The sequence below is a fragment of the Nocardia sp. FBN12 genome (genome assembly GCF_054031145.1).
Map to the genome: position 1 here is coordinate 2770970 of NZ_CM132926.1, position 23622 is coordinate 2794591.

Here is a 23622-nt window from a genome sequence, read left to right on the forward strand (position 1 = left end):
GAAAGGCAGCCCCGCTCACGGGGCCGAAACCCAGCCATGACTTCCTTGTTCACCCGGACGGCGCGACGCTGCGCCGCCGTCGCGGCGGTAACGCTGCTGATGCCGCTCGGTGCGGCGTCCATCCAGCCCGCCGCCGGTGCGCCGACGGGGCAGGCGGTGGGTCCGGCCGACTGTCTACCCGGCTCCCTCCCGGAAACCGGACTGCAGGGCGATGTGCCCGCCGCCGACCGTGACAGCGGCCGCACCCGTGACGGATTTCGCTGCAATATGCGCCTGCTCGGCAGTTCGGCAGGTCGTGGTGGCGGCATCACCTCGGTGACCTATGACCATTGCGCCTACATCGGCACCTTCTTTCCCGGCAACCTGCTCGGGCCCGACATCGGTGTGCGCGTGCTCGATGTCGCCGATCCGACCGCCCCGGTGCAGACCGCGACCCTGACCGAACCGGCCATGATCGCGGGGACTTGGGAGAGCCTGAAGGTCAACGCGGCGCGAAAACTACTGGTGGGCGCGGGCGTTCCCGCACTGACCGGTGCCGGGCTGTTGTCGGTGTACGACATCTCCGACTGCGCGCACCCGCGCCTGCTCAATCCGGGTCCCGGCACCGACCTGGCACTGCCGGTACCGATCACCGCCCATGAGGGCGGCTTCTCCCCCGACGGGCGAACCTACTGGGCATCGGGAACAGCGCCCGGGCTGCTCAGCGCCGTCGATCTCACCGATCCGGCAAACCCACGCGTGATCTGGCAGGGTCTGGCCGGGTTGTCGATGCACGGATTCGGCCTCTCCCCCGACGGCAACCGGATGTATCTGGCCAACAACATCGGCGGGATGAAGATCCTCGACGTGAGCGCGGTGCAGCGGCGTGATCCCGAACCACGCGTGCAGGAGCTGGCCGATATGCCATGGACCGACGGCTGGGCCACTCAGCATGCCGTACCCGTGACCTACCGAGGTGCGCCCTACGTCTTCGCCGTCGATGAGGCGGGGTCGGGTGGCGTCAAGCTCATCGACGTCTCCGACGATCACCGACCCCGGCTGGCGCAGTCGATCAAACTCGCGATCAACCTGCCGGAGAACCAGGACAGCATGATCGCCTCGGCCTCGGGCGGCTCGCTGTTCGCCTACGACGCGCATTACTGCGCCGCCGACCGGCCGACCGACCCCACCGCGCTGGCCTGCAGCTGGACCTCGTCGGGTATCCGCGTGTTCGACGTGCGCGACCCCGCGACCATTCGCGAGATCGCCTACTTCAACCCGCCCGCGCGCACCGCTGAGAAGGCCGAGCTGTGGAACTCACCGCACGCGCTCGCCTCGATCATCGGGCCACCGCTGCTCGCGGCACCGACCGTGGCCCAGTCGATGTTGCAGGGGCAGTTCGATCCGCAACAGGCACTCAGTTCGCGCACCGGCACACTGACTTTCGGTGATCTGTCCACAGACTGGTGCTTCTCGCCGCCCGAATGGCGTGGCAACCAGCTCTGGACCACCTGCGCGGACAACGGTTTTCTGGCCCTCGAGCTCGCACCTTCGGTCTACACCCCGCCCTCCGATCAGGCATCGACGACCGGATCATGAACCGGCACACCCTGTTCCGTGTCGCGACGATGGCGGGACTAGCCGTCTTACTGCTGGCGATGGGTATGGCGCTGCGGCCGGTGCTGATCTCGGGTGAACCCGCGCGCGAGCCACTGCTGACCGCTACCGAGATCGGCTTCGTGCAGGACATGGTGGCCCACCACAGCCAGGCATTGATGCTGGTGCAACGGCTCGACCCCGGTGTGGAGCCGTCGGTGGCGAGGTTGGCAGGCCAGATAGCCGACACCCAACGCACCGAACTGGGAATGCTGCTCGGGTGGTTGCGGCTGGCGAACGCACCGGTCACCGCCCCGCATCCGATGGCCTGGATGGCGCAGTCCGAGGCGCACCGGCACAACACCACGGCCCTCGAATCGCGCAACCCGGTGATGCCTGGCATGGCGACCACCGCCGAACTCGACCAACTCGCCGCCGCCCGCGGCGGGCAGGCCGAGGTGCTGTTCCTGCAGCTCATGCGCCGCCACCACTACGGCGGCGTCGAGATGGCCGCCGCCGCCGATGCACTGCTCACCGGCGGTGAGGTCGAGCGCGCAGCGCGCGGCATGGTGACCGAGCAGGGCCGCGAGGCCGGACTGCTCGACCTCCTGCTCTCTCGACATGGCGTCTGAACCTCCGCTCCTCCTATCCCCCGAACCATGAAAGTTGCTGACATGTCCGAGTTCACCCGCCGCTCACTGCTGACCGGCGCCGCGGCTGCCGGGCTCGCCCTCGCCGCGACTCGCACCGCCTCGGCCCACACCGGCATCGCGGTCCGCACCGGCGGCGTACCACTCACCAGGCACGAGCGCCGGGTCGTCGTGATCGGCTCCGGCTTCGGCGGCGGCGTCACCGCGCTGCGGCTGGCGCAGGCAGGCGTCGACGTGCTGATGCTCGAACGCGGCAAGCGCTGGGCGACCGGCCCCAACTCCGAAACCTTCCCGCGCGCCTCGCAGCCAGACAAACGCCTGCTCTGGCACCGCTCCAACCCGGTGTTGTTCGGCCGCCCACTGATATTCGAGCCGTACACCGGCCTGGTGGAAGCGGTGGCCGGTGCCGGGATGACCGCGCTGTGCGCCGCGGGCCTCGGCGGCGGCTCGCTGGTCTACCAGGGCATGTCGCTGCAGCCCACCCGCGAGGTGTTCGAGACGCATCTGCCGTCCGAGCTCGACTGGGGGCTGATGGACCGGGTTCACTACCCCCGGGTCGCGCGCATGCTCGGCCTCGCCACCGCGCCCGACGAGCTGGTCGATCACGAGAACTACCTGGCGGCAAGGGTTTTCGCCGACCGTGTCCGCGCCGCGGGCATGCCGTTGTCAAAGATCCCGATGCCGATCGACTGGAACTACGCGCTGGCCGAACTGCGCGGGGAGATGAAGCCGTCCTACACCAACGGTGACGGTGCCATGGGTGTGAACAACGGCGGCAAGAACTCCGTCGACGTCACCTATATCGCGGCGGCCGAGGCCACCGGCCGGGTCGACGTGCAGACCCTGCACGAGGTCACCGATATCGAACGAGCGCCCGACGGCCGCTGGGTGGTGCGCGTCGACCGACTCGACACCGCGGGCACCGTGCTCGAGAACAAGATCATCACCACCCCCACGCTGGTGCTCGCGGCGGGCAGTCTCAACACCACCCAGCTGCTCGTGCGGGCCGGTGCGAAGGGCCATATCCCCGACCTGCCCGACGGACTCGGCGGCGGGTGGGGCACCAACGCGGACCGAATCTATGTGTGGCGCAACCCATCCGCCGGGTTCGGCAGCGCCCAGGGCGGACCCGTTGTGTACGGCAGCAAGAACTGGGACGACCCGAAGGCGGCGTTCACCGTGATCCAAGCCTCGATTCCCCCGCTGGCCGTCGACCCCGGCAGCACCATGCTGGTCGGTTACGGCGTGAGCAGCGGGCGCGGCGAGTTCGTCTACGAGTCGGGCACCGACAGCGCGACCCTGCGCTGGCCCAGCGATGGCGACCGCGCGATCCAGGACGGGCACATCGACCCGGCGGTGCGCCGCATCGCCGGACCCGACAGCATGCTGCTCGACACCAACGCGGTGTTCCCGTCCACCTGGCATCCGCTCGGCGGCGCGAATATGGGCACGGTCTGCGATCTGGACGGGCGGGTGCTCGGTCAGCGCGGCCTCTATGTCCTCGACGGTGCCCTCATGCCCGGCAACACCGCCGCGTGCAATCCGTCGATGACGATCGCCGCCGTCGCCGAACGCGCGCTCGACAATCTCGTCCACACCGATGTGGGGACGGTGATCTGACAGCAGGCACCCTCGGCTATCGCTGACCCGTGCGGACGCCGTCCGCACGGGCGACGATCCGGCGAGCCTGGCTCAGAATCGGCGCGTCCACCATCGCACCGTCGACGGCGAAGACGCCCCGCGAGTGCTCCGCCGCGCCGAGAACGCGTCGCGCCCAATCGAGTTCGGCGAGGCCGGGACGGTAGGCCTCGGCGATGACCGCGACCTGCGTGGGATGCAGGGCCACCTTGATATCGAATCCGGACGCGACGGCGTCGGCTGATTCGGCGGCCAATCCGTCCAGATCGGGGATATCGAGATAGACCCCGTCCACCGCCAGCTTGCCGTGAGCTTTCGCCGCGAGCAGTGTTGCCGAGCGCAGGTGCTTGGCGACATCGCGATAGGTGCCGTTCGCGTGCCGGGACGAGCTGCCGCCCAGTGCTGCGACAAGATCTTCGGCACCCCACATCAGGGCGCTCACCGCGGACGAGCGAGCGATGTCGTCGAGCTGCCGAACGCCGGCCGGGGTCTCGACCAGCGCGACGATGTCATAGCCGCCCAGCGACGGCGGAATGTCGCCGGTTTCGGTTTTGGGGAGCATGAGTTGGCGGAAGGGTGTGCGCTCGACGACGTCGAGGTCGGGCTGGAAATGCGCCGAACCGAGCGGGTTGATCCGGATGATCGTTCGCGCGGGATCCAGGCGGCATTGCCGGATCGCCTCGCGCGCAGCGGCTTTCGCCTCCTCGCCGACACCGTCTTCCAGGTCCAGGATCACCGTGTCCGCGCACGCCGCCGCCTTGGCGAACCGCTCGGGCCGGTCCGCCGGACAGAACAGCCACACCGGGCCGCCCTGCGCACTACGTCCCTCGATTGTCATAGCGCAAACGATAACGTCATTCTCGCTTGTAATTCAACATATTTCGGCACATTGAGTCGGTGAAGATCTGCCATGAGCGGATATGATGGAAATGCCATTCTCGCAACTCGCCAAGAAAATGGGAAGCTTATGACCTCGCATCACGCCACCGCCGCAGCACGCAAGGGGGCGCCCCGGACCGCCGATGTCCGGTGGCGGCGGCCGGATGCGGTCGATCCGTTGCCGCGCCCGAACGGGCCTGCCTTCCAGGAGAAGCCGCAGTCTCAGGCGGTACACCAGGTACTGGACTTCTTCGAGAAGTGCCCGGACTGCGGCTATCCCGCGGAGGCCACCGAGACGCGGCGAATCTTCACCGACGGGCGCACGGACACGACATTGCAGCCGACCTGCGGGCTGCCGTGCGGATGGCGGGGAGCCCCGCGCGAGAACCGCGGCCGATGAGCCGGTCGGCACCGGGACGACCCCGCCCGATGCCGAGCGCTCAGCGGCCGCTGACGGCGGGCGTGGCGGCACCGACGCGCAGCGTCACCCGATCCTGGTAGAACGCCAGGTGCCCGCGCAGCCGCGCGACCTGTGGGGCCGGGTCCTCGTAGCTCCACGCCAGTGGCTCGTCGCCGTCGCCGTCGAAGCGCCAGTAGGTGGCTTCGCCTTTGAACGGGCAGATCGTGCTGTATCCCGTAGCCCTGCGCAACGAGACGCCGAAGTCCTCTCTCGGCAGATAGAAGACGAGTCCGTGGTCCTGCTCGTCGACCAGTAGCGCCCGCACCGATTCCGCGACCAGTAGCTCGCCCACGTGGACGGTGATGCGGTTGCGGCGGGCGTGGATGTCTATCCGATAGTCGGGGCGGGTCACGAATCCTGGGTACTCGGTCATCGAAATCCTCCTGTCACAGCCTCGCGCGCACAGGTACCGCGGCCTCGTCGGCCCGTGGCCTGCGGATCATGGCCTCCTGCGTGAACGAGGCGAGCAAGCGCCCACTCTCGGTGTGCACCAGTCCGCGAACACACGACATTCCGGCGCCGATCTGGATGCTCTCATGGGTGTACAGCAGCCAGCCCGCCCATTCGACCGGCTCGTGGAACCGCACCGAGACGGTCATGACCGCGGTGGACAGGCTGTGATGCGCCTGCGCGGTGCCGATCCCGGGATGCGCCCGCAAGCTGGCAGACACCGACAGATGCCCGGTGAAGTGCGCCAACAGCGCCTTGCCCAGATCGTCGCGTTCGGGGACCGGGTCGTAGTGCAGCCACGCGTGCAGTTCCGGCGGACCGACTTCGTCGGGGTCGTTCACATCGGCCACCCCGACGATGCGCAGATCCCGGCCGATCATGGGCATGTTCGCGGGCAGCGCGGCCGTTGGGCCCGGCACCTCGGGACGCGGTACATGGTGGCGCACAACGTCTTCGGTCGGCGCGTCGGCCAGCACCGACACGGTGGCGCATCGCCGGCCCGCCTGCTCCACCGCGACCACGGTGCTCGCCATGGAACGGCCACAGTGCGTCACGTCCACGGTGAACCGCACCGGCGCCGCGGCGTCGACCGCCCGGCTGAACACCGCGTGCCCGGAACGAACAACCTTGTCCGGCAACGCCTTCGCGGTAGCGACCAGCGCCTGCGCCAACAGTTGCGTACCGTCGACCACCTCTCGCGCGCCGCCGTCGCTGACGCCGACGTAGCTGCTCGGGCCGTCGGGTTCGACGTCGAAGATTCGCAACATCGCCGATACCGATGACATCGCCGACTCCTGCCGATCCGGTGTGATCGTCATCTGACCTCCGTCGCCCCAGCCCCTCTCGCCGCGACAACAGGTGCCGCACCCAGTGCGAGAGGCTCATTCTCTTCCTATGAGAATCTATATTACACTCACATCATGCCCGACATGTGGAACGACCTGCTCGCGTGCCTGGAATTGAAGCCGGCCGCGAGCACAGACACCATCGCCTACGAGGCCGTGAACCAGACCCTGCCCTACCACCGGATCTTCGGCGGTCAGATCCTGGGGCAGCTGGTCGTGGCCGCCCGGCTCGCCGTCCCCGAGAAGAGCGTGAAGTCGCTACACACGGTCTTCACGCGGGAGGGACGGTCGGACACCCCGATCCGGTACGAGGCGAACATCCAGCACGAAGGCCGTTCCTTCGCCACCGCCACCCTGCTCGCGTACCAGGCAGATCAGGTGATCGCGACGGCCGTGGCCTCGCTGCACACCCCCGAGGACGGCCCGCGGCGCCAGAGCCTGCCCGCGGTCGGCGAACCACCCGGCGCGGAGCACGAGGTGGTATTTCCCTTGCTGCCGTGGGAGGCTCGCTCCAGCGACGACCTCGACAGCACCGCGGCCGGACCGCCCACCTACACGATGTGGATGCGTACCCCTCCTGTCGCACCCGAACTGGGTGCCCCCTTGACCGCCTACGCCACCGACTTGACGCTGATCGGCACCGCGTTGCGGCCCGAGGACGGGATCAGCCATACCGGCAACGGCACCCGGTTCCTGTCCGCGGTCACCTCCCACACACTGTGGTTCCACCAGCCGGTCCGCAGCGATGCCTGGCAGGTGCTGCGCCAGCACAGCCCGATCCTGGCCCAGGGCCGTGCCTTCGGGCGCGGCGACGTGCTCACCGAGGACGGCGAGCTGGTGGCGTCCTACGCCCAGGAGGCAATGTTCCGGCTGCGCCCGTGAAGCACAGCAGAAGGGCCGTCGGCGCCATCGCGCCGGCGGCCCAGTCGCTTTCGCGGGGTCAGTCGCTCGCCGGAAGGGGGGCAGCACCTTTCAATGCCAGCGGCTCGGCGCCTACGCTGAGCGTGCCCGCACCCGCCTTCGTCACGAGAATCTCGGCACCGGACGCGTCGACATAGCGCTTGCCCAGCACATTCCCGTCGGCGAATTTCGCGTCGGGCGCACCGCCCGCCCGCGCACCATCGAGCGGAACCATCGGCACTCCGCCCGCCCGCAGATCGTCGAGACTGCTGCCCGCTTTCACCACGATGACTTCGGTGTCACACACCTGACTGCGCAGTCGCGCACCGTTGTTGACCATTGGCACTGTTCTCCTTCTTGTGGCTATCTACCCGCGCCGGGCACCGGTTGCGAGCTGTACTCCGTGACCAAGTCACGCCGCAGGATCTTCCCGGTCGGCGTCGCGGGCAAGGTGTTCCGGAAGACGACCCGGTCCGGGGTTCGCGAACCGCGCAGGCTGGCGCGGGCGAATCCGCGCAGTTCCTCCGGGTCCGGGTCTCCCTCGGGCACCACCACCGCGACGATGATCTGACCCCACTGCGGATCATCGATCCCGATGACGACGACCTCGCGCACCTGGGGGTGCTCTACCAGCACGTCCTCGATCTCGGCGGGTGCGATGTTCTCCCCGCCACGGATGATGGTGTCGTCGGAACGCCCACCGATATAGAGGAATCCGTCGGCGTCGAGTTCGGCCACATCCTTGGTCGCGAACCAGCCGAACGCGTCGAGAACCGATCCGATCCCGGTGTAGCGACCCGACACCTGCGGCCCGCGCACGTACAGCTCACCCGTGACACCCACCGGTAGCACGGTGCCGTTCGCGTCACGGATCTGCAGCTCGATACCGGGAACCGGGGTGCCGACCGAACCCAGCTTGCGCGCCACCGCCGGATCGCCGGAAGTCACGGCGGCGCGGTGCTCGTCCGGCCCGAGAACAGCGATGGTGGAACTGGTTTCGGTCAGGCCGTAGGCGTTGACGAAACCGACCTCGGGCAGCAGGCGCAGCGCTGTCCGCAACAGCGGCAGAGCAACCTTGGAGCCACCGTAGGCGAGGGTCTGCAGCGACGGTAGCGTCGCGCCGGTGCGTTGCAGCTCGGCGACGACGCGGGCGAGCATCGTCGGCACGACGGTTGCCGTGGTGACCGCCTCACGATCGACCACGGCGATCCATTCGGCGGCGTCGAAAGCGCGCAGGTACACCACTTTTCGTCCGGCGTACAGGTGCGACATCGCCGCACCGATACCGGCGATGTGATAGGGCGGTACGCACACCAGCGCGGCGTCGCGCGGTGCGGCGGAATCGAATTCGATCGTGCCGGTGATGTAGCTGACCAGGTTGTTGTGCGTGAGTTCGACTGCTTTCGGCGTCGAGGTGGTGCCGGAGGTGAACAGCACGACCGCGACCTGTTCCGGGTCCACCGCCACCGAGACCGGCTCGGCCACCGCCGCCTGTTCCAGAAACTGCGCCGAACGCACAACGGCCACACCGGAACCCGGCACTTCGCGCGCGACGATCTCGTGGAACTCGTCATCGCAGACGATCAGCGGGGTGTCGAGTCGCGCGATGAGCGCGCCGAGAGCATCGGCACCGAGTCGGTAGTTCAACGGCGTGAAGGGCACCGACGCTTGCGCTGCGGCGAAAAGCAACAGCGGCAACAGATGCCCGCCGGTCCCGACATAGACGAGGCTGCGTGCGCCGGATCCCGCCAGCACGCCCGCCCCGCCCTGTGCCAGCGCCTGCAGCTCGGCCACGGTCCACTGCACCTGTCCGCAGACCACCGCCCGCCGATCCGGGTTGCTCGACGCCGCCATGTCCAGCAGCAGCGAAATGCTCATGTCGCGCCCTCTCCACCCACACCGCTCGACGGCACGCTGAGGGGCCGTCGAGGCAGCCGGTGCCGTGATATTGCATTCTCCGGAGAAGAGAATAGCATATTCACTGACAGTGACCGCGAGCTGAAGAGGCGGGCAAACCCGTGATCCGTGTCGTCGACGCGCTAGCCGAGCCAGACTTCGATGCCGCGGCGACGCCCGCGGGAGTTGTCGTCGCGGTGGCCGACGATCCGGCGGCCGCGGCGGGCACCTATTGGCTCGAACACGCCACCCTGACTTTGACCACGATGGCAACGGTCGACCCACGGGTGGTGACCGTGCCATCGGTCTCCGACGCGCTCGACCGTCTCGACCGTCAGTGCACCGCCAGCCCGCTGGCCGCGACCATCTGCGACGACGTGCTGCGCGCCGGGCACACAGCGGGTTTCGACCAGGGTCTGCTCATCGAATCGCTGGCGTACTCCACGCTGCAGGGCGGGCCGGAATTCGCCGCCTGGCTCCGTGGGCGCGGAACGAAAAGCCGCACACCCGAGTCCGGCGATCCACTCGTGATCCGCCGCGAGGGGCAGACGCTGCACATCGGCTTCGATCGGCCGCACCGGCACAACGCTTTCGACGATCGCACGCGCGCCGCGCTGCTCGACGCGCTGGCCGTTGCCCGCTGGGACGATTCGATCCGCGCGGTCGAACTCACCGGCAACGGACCCAGCTTCTGCAGCGGTGGCGATCTCGCCGAATTCGGGACCTTCACCGATGTGGCGAGCGCCCATCTGGCTCGCACCCGCTACAGCCCAGCCCGCGCGCTGCACGCACTCGCGCAGCGTCTCGGGCCGCATTTGCGGGCCCACATCCACGGCCGCACCACCGGCAGCGGGCTCGAGATGGCCGCCTTCTGCGGCACCGTGACCGCCCATCCCGACACGGTTGTCGGACTGCCCGAACTTCAGCTCGGGTTGATCCCCGGTGCGGGCGGAACAGTGAGCGTGCCACGCCGAATCGGTCGCTGGCGCACCGCGTACATGGCGCTCAGCGGGAGCGTGGTCGATGCAGCCACCGCGTTGGACTGGGGGCTGGTGGACGAGATCATCGGATCCGGCGGTGCCACAACACCGACGACGGCGCGCTCCACCGCAGCGCCGTGACAGCCACCGATTGGGCCGCTTGCGGTGCCCTGTGGCTGACCGGTGACCCCGATGCAGCACCGGATCAGAGTCGATCCGGAATTCTCGCCCATGCCCGCACCGTCGCCGACGGGTTCACCGCGCGCACCGGGGTCCCGATCGATGTGGGTGTCGAACTGACCGGGCGAGCCGCACTGCTCGGGCTGTCGCGCCGGGGGCGGATTTCCGCGGGCGGGGCAACCCGGCTGATCGCGACCAGGGACGGGTGGTGTGCGCTCACCCTGGCTCGGGATGTCGACCGGGAGGCGATTCCAGCCCTGCTGGAGACCGCCACGGTTTCGGAGCCTTGGACGGCGGTTACCCGTTGGGCCGCAGACCTTTCCGCGTCGGAAGTCACCGCGCGCGCTCGCTTGCTCGGGCTGCCCGTGGCGGCGCTCGGTGAGCAGACACCCGCCCGGCCTGTCGTTCGGCGGATCGGGCCCGCCGGACCACCGCGGAGCCCATCCGGCTGCCTGGTAGTGGACCTGTCGTCGATGTGGGCGGGGCCGCTGTGCGGCAGACTGTTGATGGAGGCCGGCGCCACCGTCGTCAAGGTCGAAAGCCCGTCCCGCCCGGACGGCACCCGCCGCACTCCGCGATTCTTCGACTGGATGAACGCTGGAAAGCTGTGCTATTCCGTCGATTTCGATGCGCCCGAGGCACTGCGCAGCCTGCTCGCTCGCGCCGACGTGGTCCTGGAGTCCTCGCGCCCGACGGCATTGACCCGGCGCGGACTCGGCCCCGACCTCCCCGGCCGACCCGGCCGAGTGTGGGCGCGAATCACCGCCCATGGCAGCGGAATCGGTGCGAACTGGACCGGATTCGGCGATGACGCCGCGGTCGCCGGCGGGCTGGTCGGCATCGCCCAGGGCGGGCCCTACTTCTGCGCGGACGCGATCGCCGATCCCCTCACCGGGCTGGAGGCAGCCCGGTCGGTCGCCGAGGCGCTGGCCCGCGGCGGCGGCGAGCTGATCGAGGTGTCGTTGAGTGCGGTCGCGGCCGAATATGCCGCGCTACCAACGACTCCCGCACTCCCCCGGGGCGTCGCCATCCGGCCGGCATCGCCCCGGATCACCGGGCGGGGGTCGGCGCCGGGTGCGGACCGGGACGCAGTCCACGCACTCGCCTCGGTGCCGGCTCAGTGAACCGAGAACGGGAACTCAGCGGAGGCGCTCGGCGATGACCGCGGCGATCTCGACGGCGCCCGCGCAGTAATCCCAGTCCGGGTGGGGATCTACGACAGCGAACTCGAACGCGAACAGCCCGCCCGAGGCCACCGACACCCAGATCCGGCAATTGCGGCGGCCGCTTTCGCTGTGGTCATCGATGAGGAACGCGGGTCGGTCCGCGATAGTGAGCGTCCGGAAGCGGTCCTCAGTGCGATGGAGGTCCTCATGCGCCCGGAATTCCTGCCGATAGACAGGGGCGAAGTACATCTTGACCTGGCGAGGGTTCGCCGCGGCGGTGAGCCATCTGCAGTAGTGGGGATTGCCCGACCTGTCCGGCTCCCCAGGGCCGGCGAAACCGAAACGGGCGAGGTCGTCGAGCCCGAGCACCGTGCACGGGTGATTCAACAACTGGGCCAGCGTCCACGGCGGGGATACCGGCGGTGGCGTATCCGGCCCCAGAACTGTCGGCGGGGACGTGAGGGCCGCCGACCCCGAGGTGTCACATCCGGTCATCACGGCCGCGATGACCGATCCGACCGCCACGACCACGATCGTGCGCCGCCAACCCCTGGCTCGGTTATGCATAACCATTCCTCCCGCACACGATCACAGCACAACCGACGCGGATGCGCACCTGGCGAGGCCCGAAGTTTCGGCGCGAATGATGCTCTCTTACCAAGAGATGTGTATTCTCACTGCCGAAGAGCATATCCGTTCAAGTGGTGCATGGTTGATCGCCATGCACCGGGCAGGAGGCCATCATGGGCCTTTCCCCGCTTCCCGAGGACCAGTGGGATGACGAGGTCGACAAGGCACTGGCACGAATGCTGCCCGCGGAGCGGCGCAATCCGGCCCAGGCAGGCAACGCACTGTCGGTGCTGGTCCGCCACCCGGCACTGACTCGCGCATTCCTCGGCTTCAACGTGCACCTGCAATTCAGTTCCACCCTCGAGCCCAGGTTGCGCGAACTGGCCATCTTGCGCGTGGCACACCGCCGCGACTGCGCCTACGAATGGCAGCACCACGCCGCGATGGGCCGCGCTGCCGGACTCACCGACACCGATATCGAAGCGGCACGCCGAAACGGCACCGCCGCCGACGAATTCGATCGCCTGGTGCTGGACGCGGTGGACGAACTCGACGAGAAGTCCGCGTTGTCGGACGAGACATGGACGGCCCTCGGCGCCCGACTCGATGACCGCCAGCGCATGGACTTCGTCTTCACCGTCGGCTGCTATGCCACCTTGGCCATGGCGTTCAACACCTTCGGTATCGCCCCGGATGAAACAGCCGGCTACCCGCAACATTGAGCGAGGGGTGCGGGAACGAAAGCATCGAACGCGGCAGTGCCCGGGATGCCGACCTCGCGGCGCCGGCGAGCACCGCCAAGCGCGAAGCCGACGAGCACAACCAAGAGTGCGTCCACTGCCTGGCGAGGGCCGTAGGTACGACGCCCGGCAACGCTTGTCCACCCCTCGATTTCCAGCAAAGTTTGATGCCGGGCGATCGGGTCTCACTCGATCCGCTGGGCCGATGCGGCTACGACCTCCTGTCAGATCGGTCATCGAGATCGGTTCGATCTGACGGAGCCTCCGAACTCGGCGGTTCCGTTCTGCCATCGAATTCCACTACCGTCGAGGGTATGAGCGATACCCAGTGGACAATCCTTGGTGAGCAGGTACTCGACGAGAACCGCCACATCCGGTTGTCGACTGCTGATATCCGTCTGCCGGATGGGGTGGAGTTCACCCAGTACGTCGCCAGGATGCCACGGTGCGCGATGACCCTGGTGCTCAATGACTCCCGCGAGGTGCTGCTGATGTACCGGCACCGGTGGATCATCGACCAGTGGGTATGGGAGCTGCCTGGCGGGTATGTCGACCACGCCGAAGACGTGGCATCGGCAGCGGCCCGAGAGGTCGAGGAAGAGACCGGATGGCGTCCGCGCACCATGCAGCACCTGGTGACCTACCAACCCGCGATCGGCACTCTCGACCATCCGCAGGAGGTGTATCTCGCTCGTGGTGCTGACCTCACGGACACACGGCCGGACATCAATGAAGCCGAGGCGATTCGGTGGGTGCCGCTCGATGAGGCTGTGCAGATGATCGGCCGTGGCGAAATCATCGGAGCGGCAACGGTAGTCGGTGTGTACCGGGCGCTCACACTGCCTTAGCTGCGACCACCCGTTGACGGAAGTCCGCGACTTCTGGCATTTCCTCGTAGGCGGCGAGGCGTGTCCGCACATCGCGCAGGTAGGCGTGGGTTCGGCGGGACTCCATTCCACCGGACAATTCGAGCGCCTGTGCACCGACTCGGACCGCTTCGCGCGGGTCTTCCACCGCGAGGCTCGACGCGAGTAAGCACAAGTTGAACACACGCCCGCGCTGGTATCCGTCGCTCATGTCCAGCGACACTCGCGCCAGTCTCGTCGCACGATCGTGCTCGCCGAGGTCCTGGAAGCATTGACCGGCTTTGGCCGACATGTACGCCGAGTCGAGGTAGGTCAGCCAGTCGGGGCGGTTCGCCTCGCCCCGATCGAATGCGCGCTCGGCCTCGTTGAGCGATGCACCGCAGGACCGCTCGTCGGACCGTGCTGCATGCCCGTGCGCTTCAACCAGATGGCAACCGGCTTCCAATGTCGGAAGGCCCGCCGAGCGCGCCGCGATTCGCGCCGCCCGAGCGAGATCGATTGCGTCACCGGGGCGGCCGACGTAGGTTGCCTGATGACTCATCGCGGCAAGAATCTCCGCGTTCAGCGCAGCATCGCCTGCTGCGCGTGCCATCCGCAGCGACTGGATCAAATACCTTTGCGCGAGGCCATGTTCTTCGAGGTCGTAGGCGGCCCAGCCCGCGAGCTTCGTCAGCTCGGCCGCTGCAGCGAATAGCCGCCGTCCGATCTGTTCGGTGTAGCTGCCACGCAGAAGCGGAGTCACCGAGGTGTGCAGGTAATGCACGACCGTGGAGCGCACCTTGCCACCACCGACCTGATTGTCGAGATCACCGAACGCCGTGGTCATCGTGCGCACAGCGTCGATATCAGCGACCCCGACGCGACGCAGCCCGTTTGATGAGACCGGGTGTTCATGACCCGGCATGGTCAGCCACCGCATGCTCGCGGCCGGGTAGACCGCGACGGCGTAGGCCGTGCCCTCCAGGAACCGGCGACGCTCCACATCACTCCTCCACAACGCGGTCGCCGAGGCGGTCGCCTCCGCGAGGCTCAATGAGAATTCCAATCCCAAGTCGGGCGACTCCGCACCCGACATACCGCAATCGGCGGGCGCCACGCGACGACCACACAATTCGGTGAGGACCTCCGCAATCAGATGTGATCCCGGCTGCGTCGGTTGCTCACCGGTCAGCCATCGACCGACCGACGTGTGGTCGTAGCGGAGTTCGACGCCGATTGATCTGCCACGCTCGACAATTCGGCGCGCAAATCCTTTTCGGCTTGCTCGGGTCTCTGCGAGTAGTTCGGCAAGCTGATGATTTGGCTGCTTGGGGTGTCGGCCCATATTCGCAGTGTGGCACGGCTACCGCGACAGTGACGACCATCAGCCGATTCCGCACACCCCCCGCGCACACACCTACCCGTTGCGCGCGCCTTACATGCTGCCACCTAACGAGGTGTGCTGGAAAAGCCCAACGACATCATCGCGCCCCTCCACCAATGGGCCCAGACGATGACGACCGACGACCCGGTTCGCGAAGCGACCGCCGAGCGCCCCAGGTCGCCGAGCCGACGAACAGAGGTGACCCTGATGACCAGCACCCTCGAAACCAATGTTCTCGCCCTCCTCGAACGGGGCGGGATGCTGACCGCCGACACGATCACCTACAACCTCAACAGCTCGAGGTGGCGTGTGTCGCGTGTCCTGCACGCGTTGCACCGCAACGGCGATGCCTTTCAGAATCGGCGGGCGCAGTGGCAGATTTCGGCCGGCCAGCGTCGCCCGCGACGGCAGTCGACTCGATGAACCATCTCACCCCGCCGACCCCTACGCCCCGTCCGCCACTGGCCGACCTGGTGACCACGCTGGAAACGATGCGCGAAGCCGGATGGGTCAGGTCCGCGCCCGGTCCGACACCGCTTGACGCGACAAACCCGACCCAGCCACACGTCCCGCCCGCTGAAATCCCGGGAAATGAGCGATGACGCAAACCGGCCCACCCGCCAACACATTCGCCGAAACACCGCGCTCACGGTGTGAGTTCTACCGGCGCGTGTGTTCCCTGCCCACCGTCATCGACCCGGCTACCGGGCGGATCACGATGCGGGCAGGGCTGGTCGGTGCGGTGATGATGCCGACCGATCTGGCGCACCGGGTCAAAACCAGCCTCGATGTTCGTGGGGTCGCGCCGTTGCCGATCATCGGCCACCCCCGCGCAGCCATGTGGACCTTTTTGGTCAGGGCCGATATCCGGCCGATCGGTGATCCCGAACAGGTCGCCCGATTATGGGAAGCGCGGGTGGTGGTCATCCGTGAGGGCGATATAGCTTTGCCGTCCCCGGCCCCGGACCCTTTGATGGTCCGTACGTGGGTATCTCCGGCTATCAGCGTGTTCCGGCCCTCCGGAGCGGTCGTCATCGAATGCGCCCTGGGGTGCATACACCGGCGGCGTAGGCGATGAACCACGGCGGTCACTCACCCTGCCCCGACGAACCCGATATCCATCTCACGATCCAGTTCTCCAGTGTGCGAGTGGATTTCGTCGCGTGCCTGACGGCAGCGCTGGTTTTCGTCTGCGAGGTGGCCGCCCGCCGACCCGGCACCGTCGCCGTGGATTCCAGACACTGCACGGGGTTTCCCCGCCTGCCATGCGAACGCCTGTATCTACTGCCCTGACCCGACTACCAACCGAATGCCCGCGCGCGCCCGGTGAGACCACACCTCACCGGCCCCAATCCGCGCCGCACGGGCGGCCCCGGAATCGTTCCCCCGGCGATATCCCGGGGCCACACCAACCTTCGATCCACCCACTCACAACTGAACGAAGGGAGCACGGTGATGTCCCGTGCTGCGATCCCCGTCCATGTCGACAAAGACACCACCTTGCGCATCAAGATTATTGACGCATGCGGCCTGACTTGCACGTTCTGCCACAACGAAGGCACTCCGGTAGCCGTTGACAACCGACACCGTTTGCCTGGCGAGTTCCTCGCGGCCGGACCGAGCGGGCGGATGTCGATTTATGTCCAGACCAACGGCGCGGCCTTTCTCCCGGCCCCGGTTCCTGACAACGATGAACTCGCCTATGCGCTTACTGCACTCGGTGATGCGCTGGAGCTGACCGAAGTGCACCTGACCGGCGGCGAACCGACCTTGCATCCGGGCGTCGCCACGCTGACGAAGATCGCCGTGGATGCCGGGTTTCGAGTCGGCATGACCTCCAACGGAGAACGCGGTGAGCGCGTGATCGGTGATTGTGCCGCTGCCGGGCTGGACCGGGTGAATTTCTCGATTTTCGGGACCACCGCATCCGAACTCGCCGACGTGCAGCACGCCCGGTACCGCAATCCTGTTCTGGCCCAACGCAGAATCGACGCACTCGAACGTTCGATCGTGGCGTGCGAGACCCATGGAGTCAAAGCCAGCGCCAACATCGTCGTCCCCGACCACACACACGCCCCACGAGTGCACCGGCTGCTCGATGAGTTCTCCCCGAACCTGACCGTGCGGTTGCTGATGTCACTCGACCACGGCGATAGCTCGATCACCGCGATCGAACATATCCTCGCCGTGCGGGGCGCTGTTGCCGAAGCCCACTACGTCACGGCCGGAGGTTCCAACTCGCGCACCGCTTACCGCCTGCCCGATGGACGGCGCATCCTCTTCAAGCACATCCGCCCCGTCCGATTGCCGAATACCTGCACTGGATGCCGGTTCAACAACGGCACCGATTGCGAGGAAGGGTTCTACGGCGTGCGGCTCTACTACGACCGCACCGGCACTTTTCAAGTCGGAGTGTGCATCCAACGTATGGACCTGTGCTTGCCGCTAGCCGAATTCCTGAGTAGCCCCTTACGCACCGAAATCCTCGGACTTCGCGAGGCCGAGTACACCCGGCTCACGACCCACCGAGTCGGATAACCTCACCCCAAAGGCAACCCTGAAGGAGTCCCCGTGCCCATCGAGCACGAAGCGAAGATCCTCGACATCGACCCCGACACCATCGAGCGTCACATCCTGGACAAAGGCGGTCACAAGCTCGGCGAGCGATTCATGCGCCGCTACGTCTACGACGTCACTTCCGGTGTCGATGGCAAGTGGATCAGGTTGCGCGACGACGGGAAACGAATCACGCTCGCGGTCAAAGAGATCACCAGCGACGCCATCGACGGCACGCACGAGGTGGAGGTGCGTGTCGATGACTTCGCCGCTACCAACGCCCTGCTCGACATGATGGGATTCTCTGCGAAGTCGTACCAGGAAACCAAGCGAACCAGCTACACCCTCGACGGCGCAGAACTCGAACTCGACACCTGGCCCGGTATCCCGCCGTATCTCGAGATCGAGGCCGCAACCAAGGCCGACGTCGTTCGTGTCGCCGAACTGCTCGGCTATACCGAAGCTGACCTCACCGGCGAGAACACCATCAAAATCTACGCACGCCACGGAATCGACCTCAACACGATACGAGAACTGCGCTTCTGAAAGACGGCCCCCGAATCCGCTGCGGAGCACACGAACAGCACAACGCGAAAGGCGCCGGTTGCTCATCAAAGTGTGAGTGTCCGGGGCCATCGTTGTGCATCGACCGAGAAATTGACGCAGGAGCGGGGCGGACCGATTACATGCGAGCTACAGCCGCACCCCTTGAGAACGGCGAGCCTCCCCCTGGTACCTGACCGCCTCGTCCCGGTGTGAGCCGCACCGACGGCACGTGTGTGAAACTCGCGCGGACTAACCCTGCTCGTTGTCAGGATCGCGGCAGGCCGAGGACCCGTTGGGCGATGATGTTGCGCTGGATCTCCGAGGTGCCGCCCGCGATGGTGCCGGCGAAACTGCGTAGGTATCGCTCGAACCAGCTGCTCGTGAAGCACTCCAGGTTCAGTGGGTTCGGTGGCGCGCTCACCGCGGGATGGGTCAAGCCGTCCGGACCGATGTTGTCCAGTGCCCGTTCGGCGGCCGACTGCACCGCCTCGGAGCCGAGCACTTTGAGCACGGACAGGGTCGCCACGTCCTGTTCGCCCCGTGATTCCCTGCCGAGGGCGGCGGAGCCGAGTAGGCGGAGCGCGAAACTGTCCATGACCAAGCGGGCGTAGCCGTCGTTGTCGAGCGCGGTGCGCGGGTGGAAGTCGACGAGCATGTCTTCTAGGCGGTTGGCGAAACTCAGCCAGAGCAGCGTGCGTTCGTGGCCGAGCGAACCGTTGGCGACCGACCAGCCCTCGTTCTCCGGCCCCACCCGATTGGTCACCGGCACCCGGACGCCTTCGAAGTAGACCTCGTTGAAATCGAGGTCATCGGCCGCGCACGCCGACGCGAACGGCCGCACGGTCACGCCCGGGGTGTCGGTCGGGATCAACAGGACGCTGATCCCCTTGTGCTTGGGCGCGTTCGGATCGGTGCGCACGAACGTGAGCAGGACGTCGGCGTCATGGGCACCGGAGGTCCAGACCTTCTGACCGTCCACGACATAGTGGTCACCGTCGCGGACCGCCCGCGTGCGCAGCCCCGCGAGATCGGACCCCGCTCCCGGTTCGCTCATCCCCAGCGCCGCGGTGATCTCGGCGCGCAGGATCGGCACGGCCCAGTCCCGCTGCTGTTCCCCCGTGCCGAACGACAGGAGCGAGGCGGCGATGATCCCGACACCCTGCGGATTGAAACTGTGGTAGATCCGCCGCTTGGACAGCTCTTCGAGATAGACGTATTGCTGCAGGACCGAGGCGTTGCGGCCACCGAACTCCGGTGTGTTGGTCGGCAGCAGCCAACCGCTGTCGAAGAGCAGTCGTTGCCAGCGCCGAGCCCATTCCGGGACGTGCGCACTGGATTCGGACCGCTGGGTCGCCTCCGCCTCGCTCGGCAGGTGCTCGGTCAGGAACCCGACGAACTCGGCGCGGAATTCCTCGACATCCGGATCAAAGGTGAGTTGCACGGTATTCCTCCGCCACGATGGCCCGATGCTCGGCCGCGCCGCCGAGCAGCAGTTCGCCGGCCTTGGCGCGTTTGAGCGCGAATTGTAGGTCGTTCTCCCAGGTGAAACCCATGGCCCCGAACAGCTGGACGCCGTGCTTGAAAACCAGCGACTGACATTCTCCCGCAGCGGCTTTGGCCATGGACGCGGCCAGCCGGCGCCGCGGGTCGTCGGCGGCCAGGCACAGTGCGGCGAAGAAGCCGAGCGCGCGCGCCCGTTCGATCGCGACGTGCATGTCGGCCGCCTTGTGCTGCACCGCCTGGAACGACCCGATCGGCACGCCGAACTGGTCGCGGCCGCGCACGTGCTCGAGCACCAGGTCCAGGATCCGACGGCAGGCGCCGACGGTGGTCAGTGCCATGCCGGTGAGCGCGCACTGGTGGGCGCGCGCCACGTCGGCGTCGACCCGATCCGAGGCGGCCACCGCCACGTCGTCGAATGTCACGTCGGCCACGTGCAGCACGGGGTCGAAAACCGGTATGCGGCGGGCACTTACGGCGCCCGTATCGACAACGAACACGCCGGCGTCGGTGACCACCGCCAGTCGCGCGGCCCGGTCGCCGTCGAGCACGTGCCGCGCGGTGCCGTGCAGGCGCCAGCCCGCGCCGTCGTGCGCGGCGGAGACCCCGCTGTACACCGCCGCGCCCGGGCGGTCCACCCGGCCCGCTGCCGCGACCAGCGGGGCGAACTGCGACATCGTCGCCAGAAACGGGGTGGGATCGGTTGCCCTGCCCAGTTCCTCGAATACGATGCCCAGTTCGACGGCCGCGGCCGGATCGGCGAGTTCGGTCCAGCCGAGGCCGACATAGGTCTGCCACAGCGCGGCGGGATCGACGCCCTTGTCGACGACATCCCGGATCAGCGGTGGTGCGCACTCCTTGGCCGTGACGTCACGGACGATCTCGCGCAACAGCCGCTGATCGGAGTCGAACTCGAACAGCATCCAGGCCTCCGCGCTACTTCAGCATGCTGCCGGCGTCGACCGGCAGCGATACGCCGGTGACGAACCGGGCCTCGTCGGAAACCAGGTAGAGCACGGCATTGCTGACATCCACCGCATCCACCCACGGTGTGGGCAGGGTGTGGAACATCCGGCAGATCGGCTCGAGGTCGGCCGGGCCCGGGTTCTCCAGGTCCGGGCGGAACAGTTTGTAGGTGCCCTCGTTGAGCAACATGGAGGTGCTCACGTGCGTGGGATGCACCGCGTTCACCCGGATGGACTGGTGTCCGTGTTCCACCGCGAACGTGCGCATCAATCCGACCACCGCGTGCTTGGCCGCGACGTAGTGCCCGACGTTCGGGTAGGCCTTGAGGCCACCGACCGAGCCGGTCAACACGACGGCACCGCCACCGGCCGCGATCAGATGCGGCACACCGGCTTTCACGGTCTTCCAGACGCCGCCGAGATTGACGGCGATCATGTCGTCCCAGAGCGTCTCGTCGAGGTCGGCCAGCGGACCGCCCTCGTTGCCGATGCCGGCGTTCGCGACGATGATGTCGAGCTTGCCCAGCTGCTCCACACCACTGTCCACGGCCTGCTTCAGCGCGTCGTAGTCGCGCACGTCGACCTCGGCGGTCACCACCCGCCTGCCCTCGGCCTTCACCAGTTCCGCGGTCTCGGCCAGATCCTCGGGGGTGGACATCGGAAAGGGCACATTGTCGAGTTGCTTGCAGACATCGATGGCGATGATGTCGGCGCCTTCCTGGGCCAGCCGCACCGCGTGGCTGCGACCCTGGCCGCGCGCCGCGCCGGTGATGAAGGCGACTTTGCCGTCGACCCGTCCGGTCATGGTGAACCTCTTCTCGTTCAAGGGAATTCAGGGATTGGGAGTGAAGGTGATGTGCAGATCGCTGAGTCCGCGCAGGATGAATGTCGGCTCGTAGCGGTAGGTCCGGTCATCAGGCGCACCGTGGTGGGCTTCGTCGATGCCGATGTCGAGCATCCGGTCGAGAATGCGCTCGATCGACACCCGGCCCTCGACGCGCGCCAGCGGACCACCGGGGCAGGAGTGCACGCCGCGCCCGAATGCCATGTGCTCACGGAAGTTGGCGCGGTCGAGGCGGAATTCGTGCGGATTCTCGAATCGGCGCGGATCCCGGTTCGCCGCACCGGGGCAGAACATCACGGTCGAGCCGACCGGGATGTCCACGTCACCGACGGTGGTGGCGCGTGTGGCCAGCCGGAATCCGGACTTCACCGGCGAGTCCATCCGCAGTGTCTCTTCGATGAAGGTCGGGATCAGGCTCCGGTCATCGCGCAGCGCCTGTTGCACTGCGGGATTGTCGGCCAGTACCCGCATCGCGGCGCTGAGCAGTTTGGCGGTGGTCTCCTGCCCGGCGGCGAAAAGGAAGGTGGCCGAACGCACTACGTCGATCACCTCGGGGGTGGAACCGTCCGGGTATTTCGCCAGCGCGAGCGAGGTCAGCACGTCGTCGCGCGGATTGTCGCGGCGTTCGGAGATGTAGCCGACGAACTTGTCGTCGAGCCATGCGAGGGGATTCGTGGCGAGGGATTCACTGTCGAGCGCGCCGACTCGCTGGCCGGGCTGGGCCGCACCGAGCACGATCCTGAACTGTTCGTGGTCCTCCTCCGGCACGCCGAGCATGTCGGCCACCACCAGCAGCGAGAACGGTTTGGCGTACTCGGACAGGAATTCCGACTTGCCCGTCGCGAGGAACTCGTCGAGCTGGCGGTCGGCCAGCCGCCACATGAAGTCCTCGTTCTCCTTCAGCCGCGCCGGCGTGAGCAACCGGTTCAGCACCGACCGCGCGTAGGTGTGTCGCGGCGGGTCCATGGTCACCATGTGCTCGAACATCGGTAGTTGCGCACGGTGCTGCTCGATGAGATCGGTGATGTCGTCACCCTCGATCGCGAAGGGCAACGGCGGGAACGGGCCGCCGACGGCGACAGCGGAGGAGAACAGGTTCGCGTCGCGCAGCACCTCCACCGACTCGTCGTAGCCGGTGACCGCGTAGACGCCGTAGTGCGTTTCCTTCTTGACGGGGCACTGCGCACGCAGGTGATCGAAATAGGGATGCGGATCCGGCACCAGGTCTGGATCGGCGAAATAGTCGACGGTGTCGAAATCGGTCATTCGGATCCTCCTCGGAAACTGCATTGTCTATCTGTGAGAATAACATTCTCGCAAGGTAATAACAGGGTCGGGGCAAAATGAATGCGCGTCAATTCAGGGCAGATAGACCCGGCTCGCCAGCCAGCGTCCGTCGACGAGTTGCATCGTCATCAACACACGGCTGCGATCGACCCGCGGATCGGTGGAGGCGGCGTTGGTGACCGTCTGGTCGATGAACAGCAGCACCTCGACCTCGGTATCGGTCGCCGACTTCACCGCCGCGTCCAGGACCGCGCCTTTGCCGGTTGCCTTGTTCTCTTGCAGCAACTGGCGCAACTGACCACTCGAGCGGGTGTACATGTCCCGGAACTCGCCGGTCGACCCGTCCAGCACCGCGGTGAAGTCGCGATCCAGATTGCTGGAATCGACGCTGGTCAGGGTCACCGCGTACGTGCGGGCTGCCTGCAGTGCCGCCTCGGCCGCGCTGTCCACCGCCCGCTCCTCGCGCAGCTGCCAGCCGAGTACACCGGCGCCGATGAGCGCCGCGACAGCCACGAGGGCGAGCGCGGGAACGGCCGCGCGACGCGCGAAACCAGCCAGCCGTCTACCGCGGTCTTTTCGTTCGCTCGACGCCGAGTCGCCGGACTCCGCGGCAGCGGTGGCCGATTCAGCGGCAGTGGCGTCACCGGACTGCTTCGGCGACCGCGAATCATCCTTCTCGGCAGTCTCTTTCACCTCGTCGTCGTCGGTCGGCAGGTCGGCTACGGCAATGTCGGTATCGCTCATGGTGTCGTTCCTCGCGGTAGGG

General features: G+C 67.1%; 25 protein-coding genes. 13 read left to right on the top strand and 12 right to left on the bottom strand.

Features of this window, described 5'->3' with window-relative positions:
• Positions 1 to 36: 36 nt before the first annotated feature.
• Genes ACWZHB_RS13450 through ACWZHB_RS13460 form a run of 3 tightly spaced genes read left to right on the top strand, consistent with a single transcriptional unit; the run spans position 37 to position 3845 of the window.
• Positions 37 to 1578 carry an LVIVD repeat-containing protein gene (locus ACWZHB_RS13450; RefSeq protein ID WP_427908269.1) on the top strand — a complete coding sequence of 514 codons (1542 nt, stop codon included), beginning with the start codon at positions 37 to 39 and terminating at the stop codon, positions 1576 to 1578.
• A complete protein-coding gene (locus ACWZHB_RS13455; protein WP_427908270.1) occupies positions 1575 to 2207 on the top strand; it encodes a DUF305 domain-containing protein in 633 nt (210 codons plus the stop codon). Before ACWZHB_RS13450 ends, ACWZHB_RS13455 begins: the two co-directional genes overlap by 4 nt.
• 42 nt (positions 2208 to 2249) lie before the next feature.
• Positions 2250 to 3845: a GMC oxidoreductase gene (locus ACWZHB_RS13460; RefSeq protein WP_427908271.1), complete on the top strand. Its 1596-nt coding sequence runs from the start codon at positions 2250 to 2252 to the stop codon at positions 3843 to 3845.
• A 16-nt stretch (positions 3846 to 3861) separates the two neighbouring features.
• On the opposite strand, the gene ACWZHB_RS13465 is transcribed toward ACWZHB_RS13460, so the two are convergent.
• Positions 3862 to 4701, bottom strand: a complete 840-nt coding sequence (locus ACWZHB_RS13465) for an HpcH/HpaI aldolase/citrate lyase family protein (protein ID WP_427908272.1) — start codon at positions 4699 to 4701, stop codon at positions 3862 to 3864.
• A gap of 129 nt (positions 4702 to 4830) precedes the next feature.
• On the opposite strand from ACWZHB_RS13465, the gene ACWZHB_RS13470 reads away from it, so the two are divergent.
• Positions 4831 to 5142, top strand: a complete 312-nt coding sequence (locus tag ACWZHB_RS13470) for a hypothetical protein (protein WP_427908273.1) — start codon at positions 4831 to 4833, stop codon at positions 5140 to 5142.
• Positions 5143 to 5182: 40 nt separating this feature from the next.
• Here the strand turns inward: ACWZHB_RS13470 and ACWZHB_RS13475 are convergent, their stop codons facing one another.
• Both ACWZHB_RS13475 and ACWZHB_RS13480 read right to left on the bottom strand, forming a co-directional pair.
• Positions 5183 to 5575, bottom strand: a complete 393-nt coding sequence (locus ACWZHB_RS13475; protein WP_427908274.1) for a DUF427 domain-containing protein — start codon at positions 5573 to 5575, stop codon at positions 5183 to 5185.
• Between the two features lie 13 nt (positions 5576 to 5588).
• Complete coding sequence (locus tag ACWZHB_RS13480) at positions 5589 to 6470, bottom strand: acyl-CoA thioesterase (protein WP_427908275.1); 882 nt, start codon at positions 6468 to 6470, stop codon at positions 5589 to 5591.
• 102 nt (positions 6471 to 6572) lie between these two features.
• Here ACWZHB_RS13480 and ACWZHB_RS13485 point away from each other — a divergent pair, with 102 nt between their 5' ends.
• Complete coding sequence (locus ACWZHB_RS13485; protein ID WP_427908276.1) at positions 6573 to 7379, top strand: acyl-CoA thioesterase; 807 nt, start codon at positions 6573 to 6575, stop codon at positions 7377 to 7379.
• Between the two features lie 58 nt (positions 7380 to 7437).
• Here the strand turns inward: ACWZHB_RS13485 and ACWZHB_RS13490 are convergent, their stop codons facing one another.
• Positions 7438 to 7737: a hypothetical protein gene (locus ACWZHB_RS13490; RefSeq protein WP_427908277.1), complete on the bottom strand. Its 300-nt coding sequence runs from the start codon at positions 7735 to 7737 to the stop codon at positions 7438 to 7440.
• A gap of 23 nt (positions 7738 to 7760) precedes the next feature.
• Complete coding sequence (locus ACWZHB_RS13495) at positions 7761 to 9275, bottom strand: class I adenylate-forming enzyme family protein (protein ID WP_427908278.1); 1515 nt, start codon at positions 9273 to 9275, stop codon at positions 7761 to 7763.
• 140 nt (positions 9276 to 9415) lie between these two features.
• Here ACWZHB_RS13495 and ACWZHB_RS13500 point away from each other — a divergent pair, with 140 nt between their 5' ends.
• Together ACWZHB_RS13500 and ACWZHB_RS13505 are read left to right on the top strand one after the other, a co-directional pair.
• On the top strand, positions 9416 to 10414 hold the full coding sequence (locus ACWZHB_RS13500) for an enoyl-CoA hydratase/isomerase family protein (RefSeq protein ID WP_427908279.1): 999 nt from the start codon (positions 9416 to 9418) through the stop codon (positions 10412 to 10414).
• Complete coding sequence (locus ACWZHB_RS13505) at positions 10411 to 11577, top strand: CoA transferase (protein WP_427908280.1); 1167 nt, start codon at positions 10411 to 10413, stop codon at positions 11575 to 11577. Before ACWZHB_RS13500 ends, ACWZHB_RS13505 begins: the two co-directional genes overlap by 4 nt.
• 15 nt (positions 11578 to 11592) lie before the next feature.
• Here the strand turns inward: ACWZHB_RS13505 and ACWZHB_RS13510 are convergent, their stop codons facing one another.
• On the bottom strand, positions 11593 to 12186 hold the full coding sequence (locus ACWZHB_RS13510; protein ID WP_427908281.1) for a DUF3558 family protein: 594 nt from the start codon (positions 12184 to 12186) through the stop codon (positions 11593 to 11595).
• Positions 12187 to 12362: 176 nt separating this feature from the next.
• On the opposite strand from ACWZHB_RS13510, the gene ACWZHB_RS13515 reads away from it, so the two are divergent.
• A complete protein-coding gene (locus tag ACWZHB_RS13515) occupies positions 12363 to 12911 on the top strand; it encodes a carboxymuconolactone decarboxylase family protein (RefSeq protein ID WP_427908282.1) in 549 nt (182 codons plus the stop codon).
• A gap of 332 nt (positions 12912 to 13243) precedes the next feature.
• Positions 13244 to 13777, top strand: coding sequence for an NUDIX hydrolase (locus ACWZHB_RS13520; protein WP_427908283.1), 534 nt, complete (start codon positions 13244 to 13246; stop codon positions 13775 to 13777).
• Here the strand turns inward: ACWZHB_RS13520 and ACWZHB_RS13525 are convergent.
• Positions 13764 to 14621, bottom strand: coding sequence for a hypothetical protein (locus tag ACWZHB_RS13525; protein WP_427908284.1), 858 nt, complete (start codon positions 14619 to 14621; stop codon positions 13764 to 13766). The two genes, ACWZHB_RS13520 and ACWZHB_RS13525, sit on opposite strands and share 14 nt — an antisense overlap.
• Before the next feature lie 744 nt (positions 14622 to 15365).
• Between ACWZHB_RS13525 and ACWZHB_RS13530 the strand changes: the two genes are divergently transcribed.
• The 4 genes from ACWZHB_RS13530 (at position 15366) to ACWZHB_RS13545 (ending at position 18260) form a co-directional block, all read left to right on the top strand.
• Positions 15366 to 15581, top strand: a complete 216-nt coding sequence (locus ACWZHB_RS13530; protein WP_427908285.1) for a hypothetical protein — start codon at positions 15366 to 15368, stop codon at positions 15579 to 15581.
• A gap of 175 nt (positions 15582 to 15756) precedes the next feature.
• Positions 15757 to 16236, top strand: coding sequence for a DNA-directed RNA polymerase subunit beta (locus tag ACWZHB_RS13535; RefSeq protein ID WP_427908286.1), 480 nt, complete (start codon positions 15757 to 15759; stop codon positions 16234 to 16236).
• A gap of 377 nt (positions 16237 to 16613) precedes the next feature.
• A complete protein-coding gene (locus ACWZHB_RS13540; protein WP_427908287.1) occupies positions 16614 to 17696 on the top strand; it encodes a radical SAM protein in 1083 nt (360 codons plus the stop codon).
• A gap of 33 nt (positions 17697 to 17729) precedes the next feature.
• Positions 17730 to 18260: a class IV adenylate cyclase gene (locus ACWZHB_RS13545; RefSeq protein WP_427908288.1), complete on the top strand. Its 531-nt coding sequence runs from the start codon at positions 17730 to 17732 to the stop codon at positions 18258 to 18260.
• Positions 18261 to 18525: 265 nt separating this feature from the next.
• Here the strand turns inward: ACWZHB_RS13545 and ACWZHB_RS13550 are convergent, their stop codons facing one another.
• The 5 genes from ACWZHB_RS13550 to ACWZHB_RS13570 form a co-directional block, all read right to left on the bottom strand.
• Positions 18526 to 19701 (bottom strand): acyl-CoA dehydrogenase family protein, encoded by a 1176-nt coding sequence (locus ACWZHB_RS13550; RefSeq protein ID WP_427908289.1) that lies wholly within the window; start codon positions 19699 to 19701, stop codon positions 18526 to 18528.
• A complete protein-coding gene (locus tag ACWZHB_RS13555) occupies positions 19685 to 20683 on the bottom strand; it encodes an acyl-CoA dehydrogenase family protein (protein WP_427908290.1) in 999 nt (332 codons plus the stop codon). Before ACWZHB_RS13555 ends, ACWZHB_RS13550 begins: the two co-directional genes overlap by 17 nt.
• A gap of 13 nt (positions 20684 to 20696) precedes the next feature.
• Entirely contained in the window at positions 20697 to 21530 is an 834-nt protein-coding gene (locus tag ACWZHB_RS13560) for a mycofactocin-coupled SDR family oxidoreductase (protein ID WP_427908291.1), read from the bottom strand.
• Between the two features lie 27 nt (positions 21531 to 21557).
• Positions 21558 to 22835 (bottom strand): cytochrome P450, encoded by a 1278-nt coding sequence (locus tag ACWZHB_RS13565; RefSeq protein ID WP_427908292.1) that lies wholly within the window; start codon positions 22833 to 22835, stop codon positions 21558 to 21560.
• A gap of 93 nt (positions 22836 to 22928) precedes the next feature.
• A complete protein-coding gene (locus ACWZHB_RS13570; protein ID WP_427908293.1) occupies positions 22929 to 23600 on the bottom strand; it encodes a hypothetical protein in 672 nt (223 codons plus the stop codon).
• Positions 23601 to 23622: the final 22 nt, after the last annotated feature.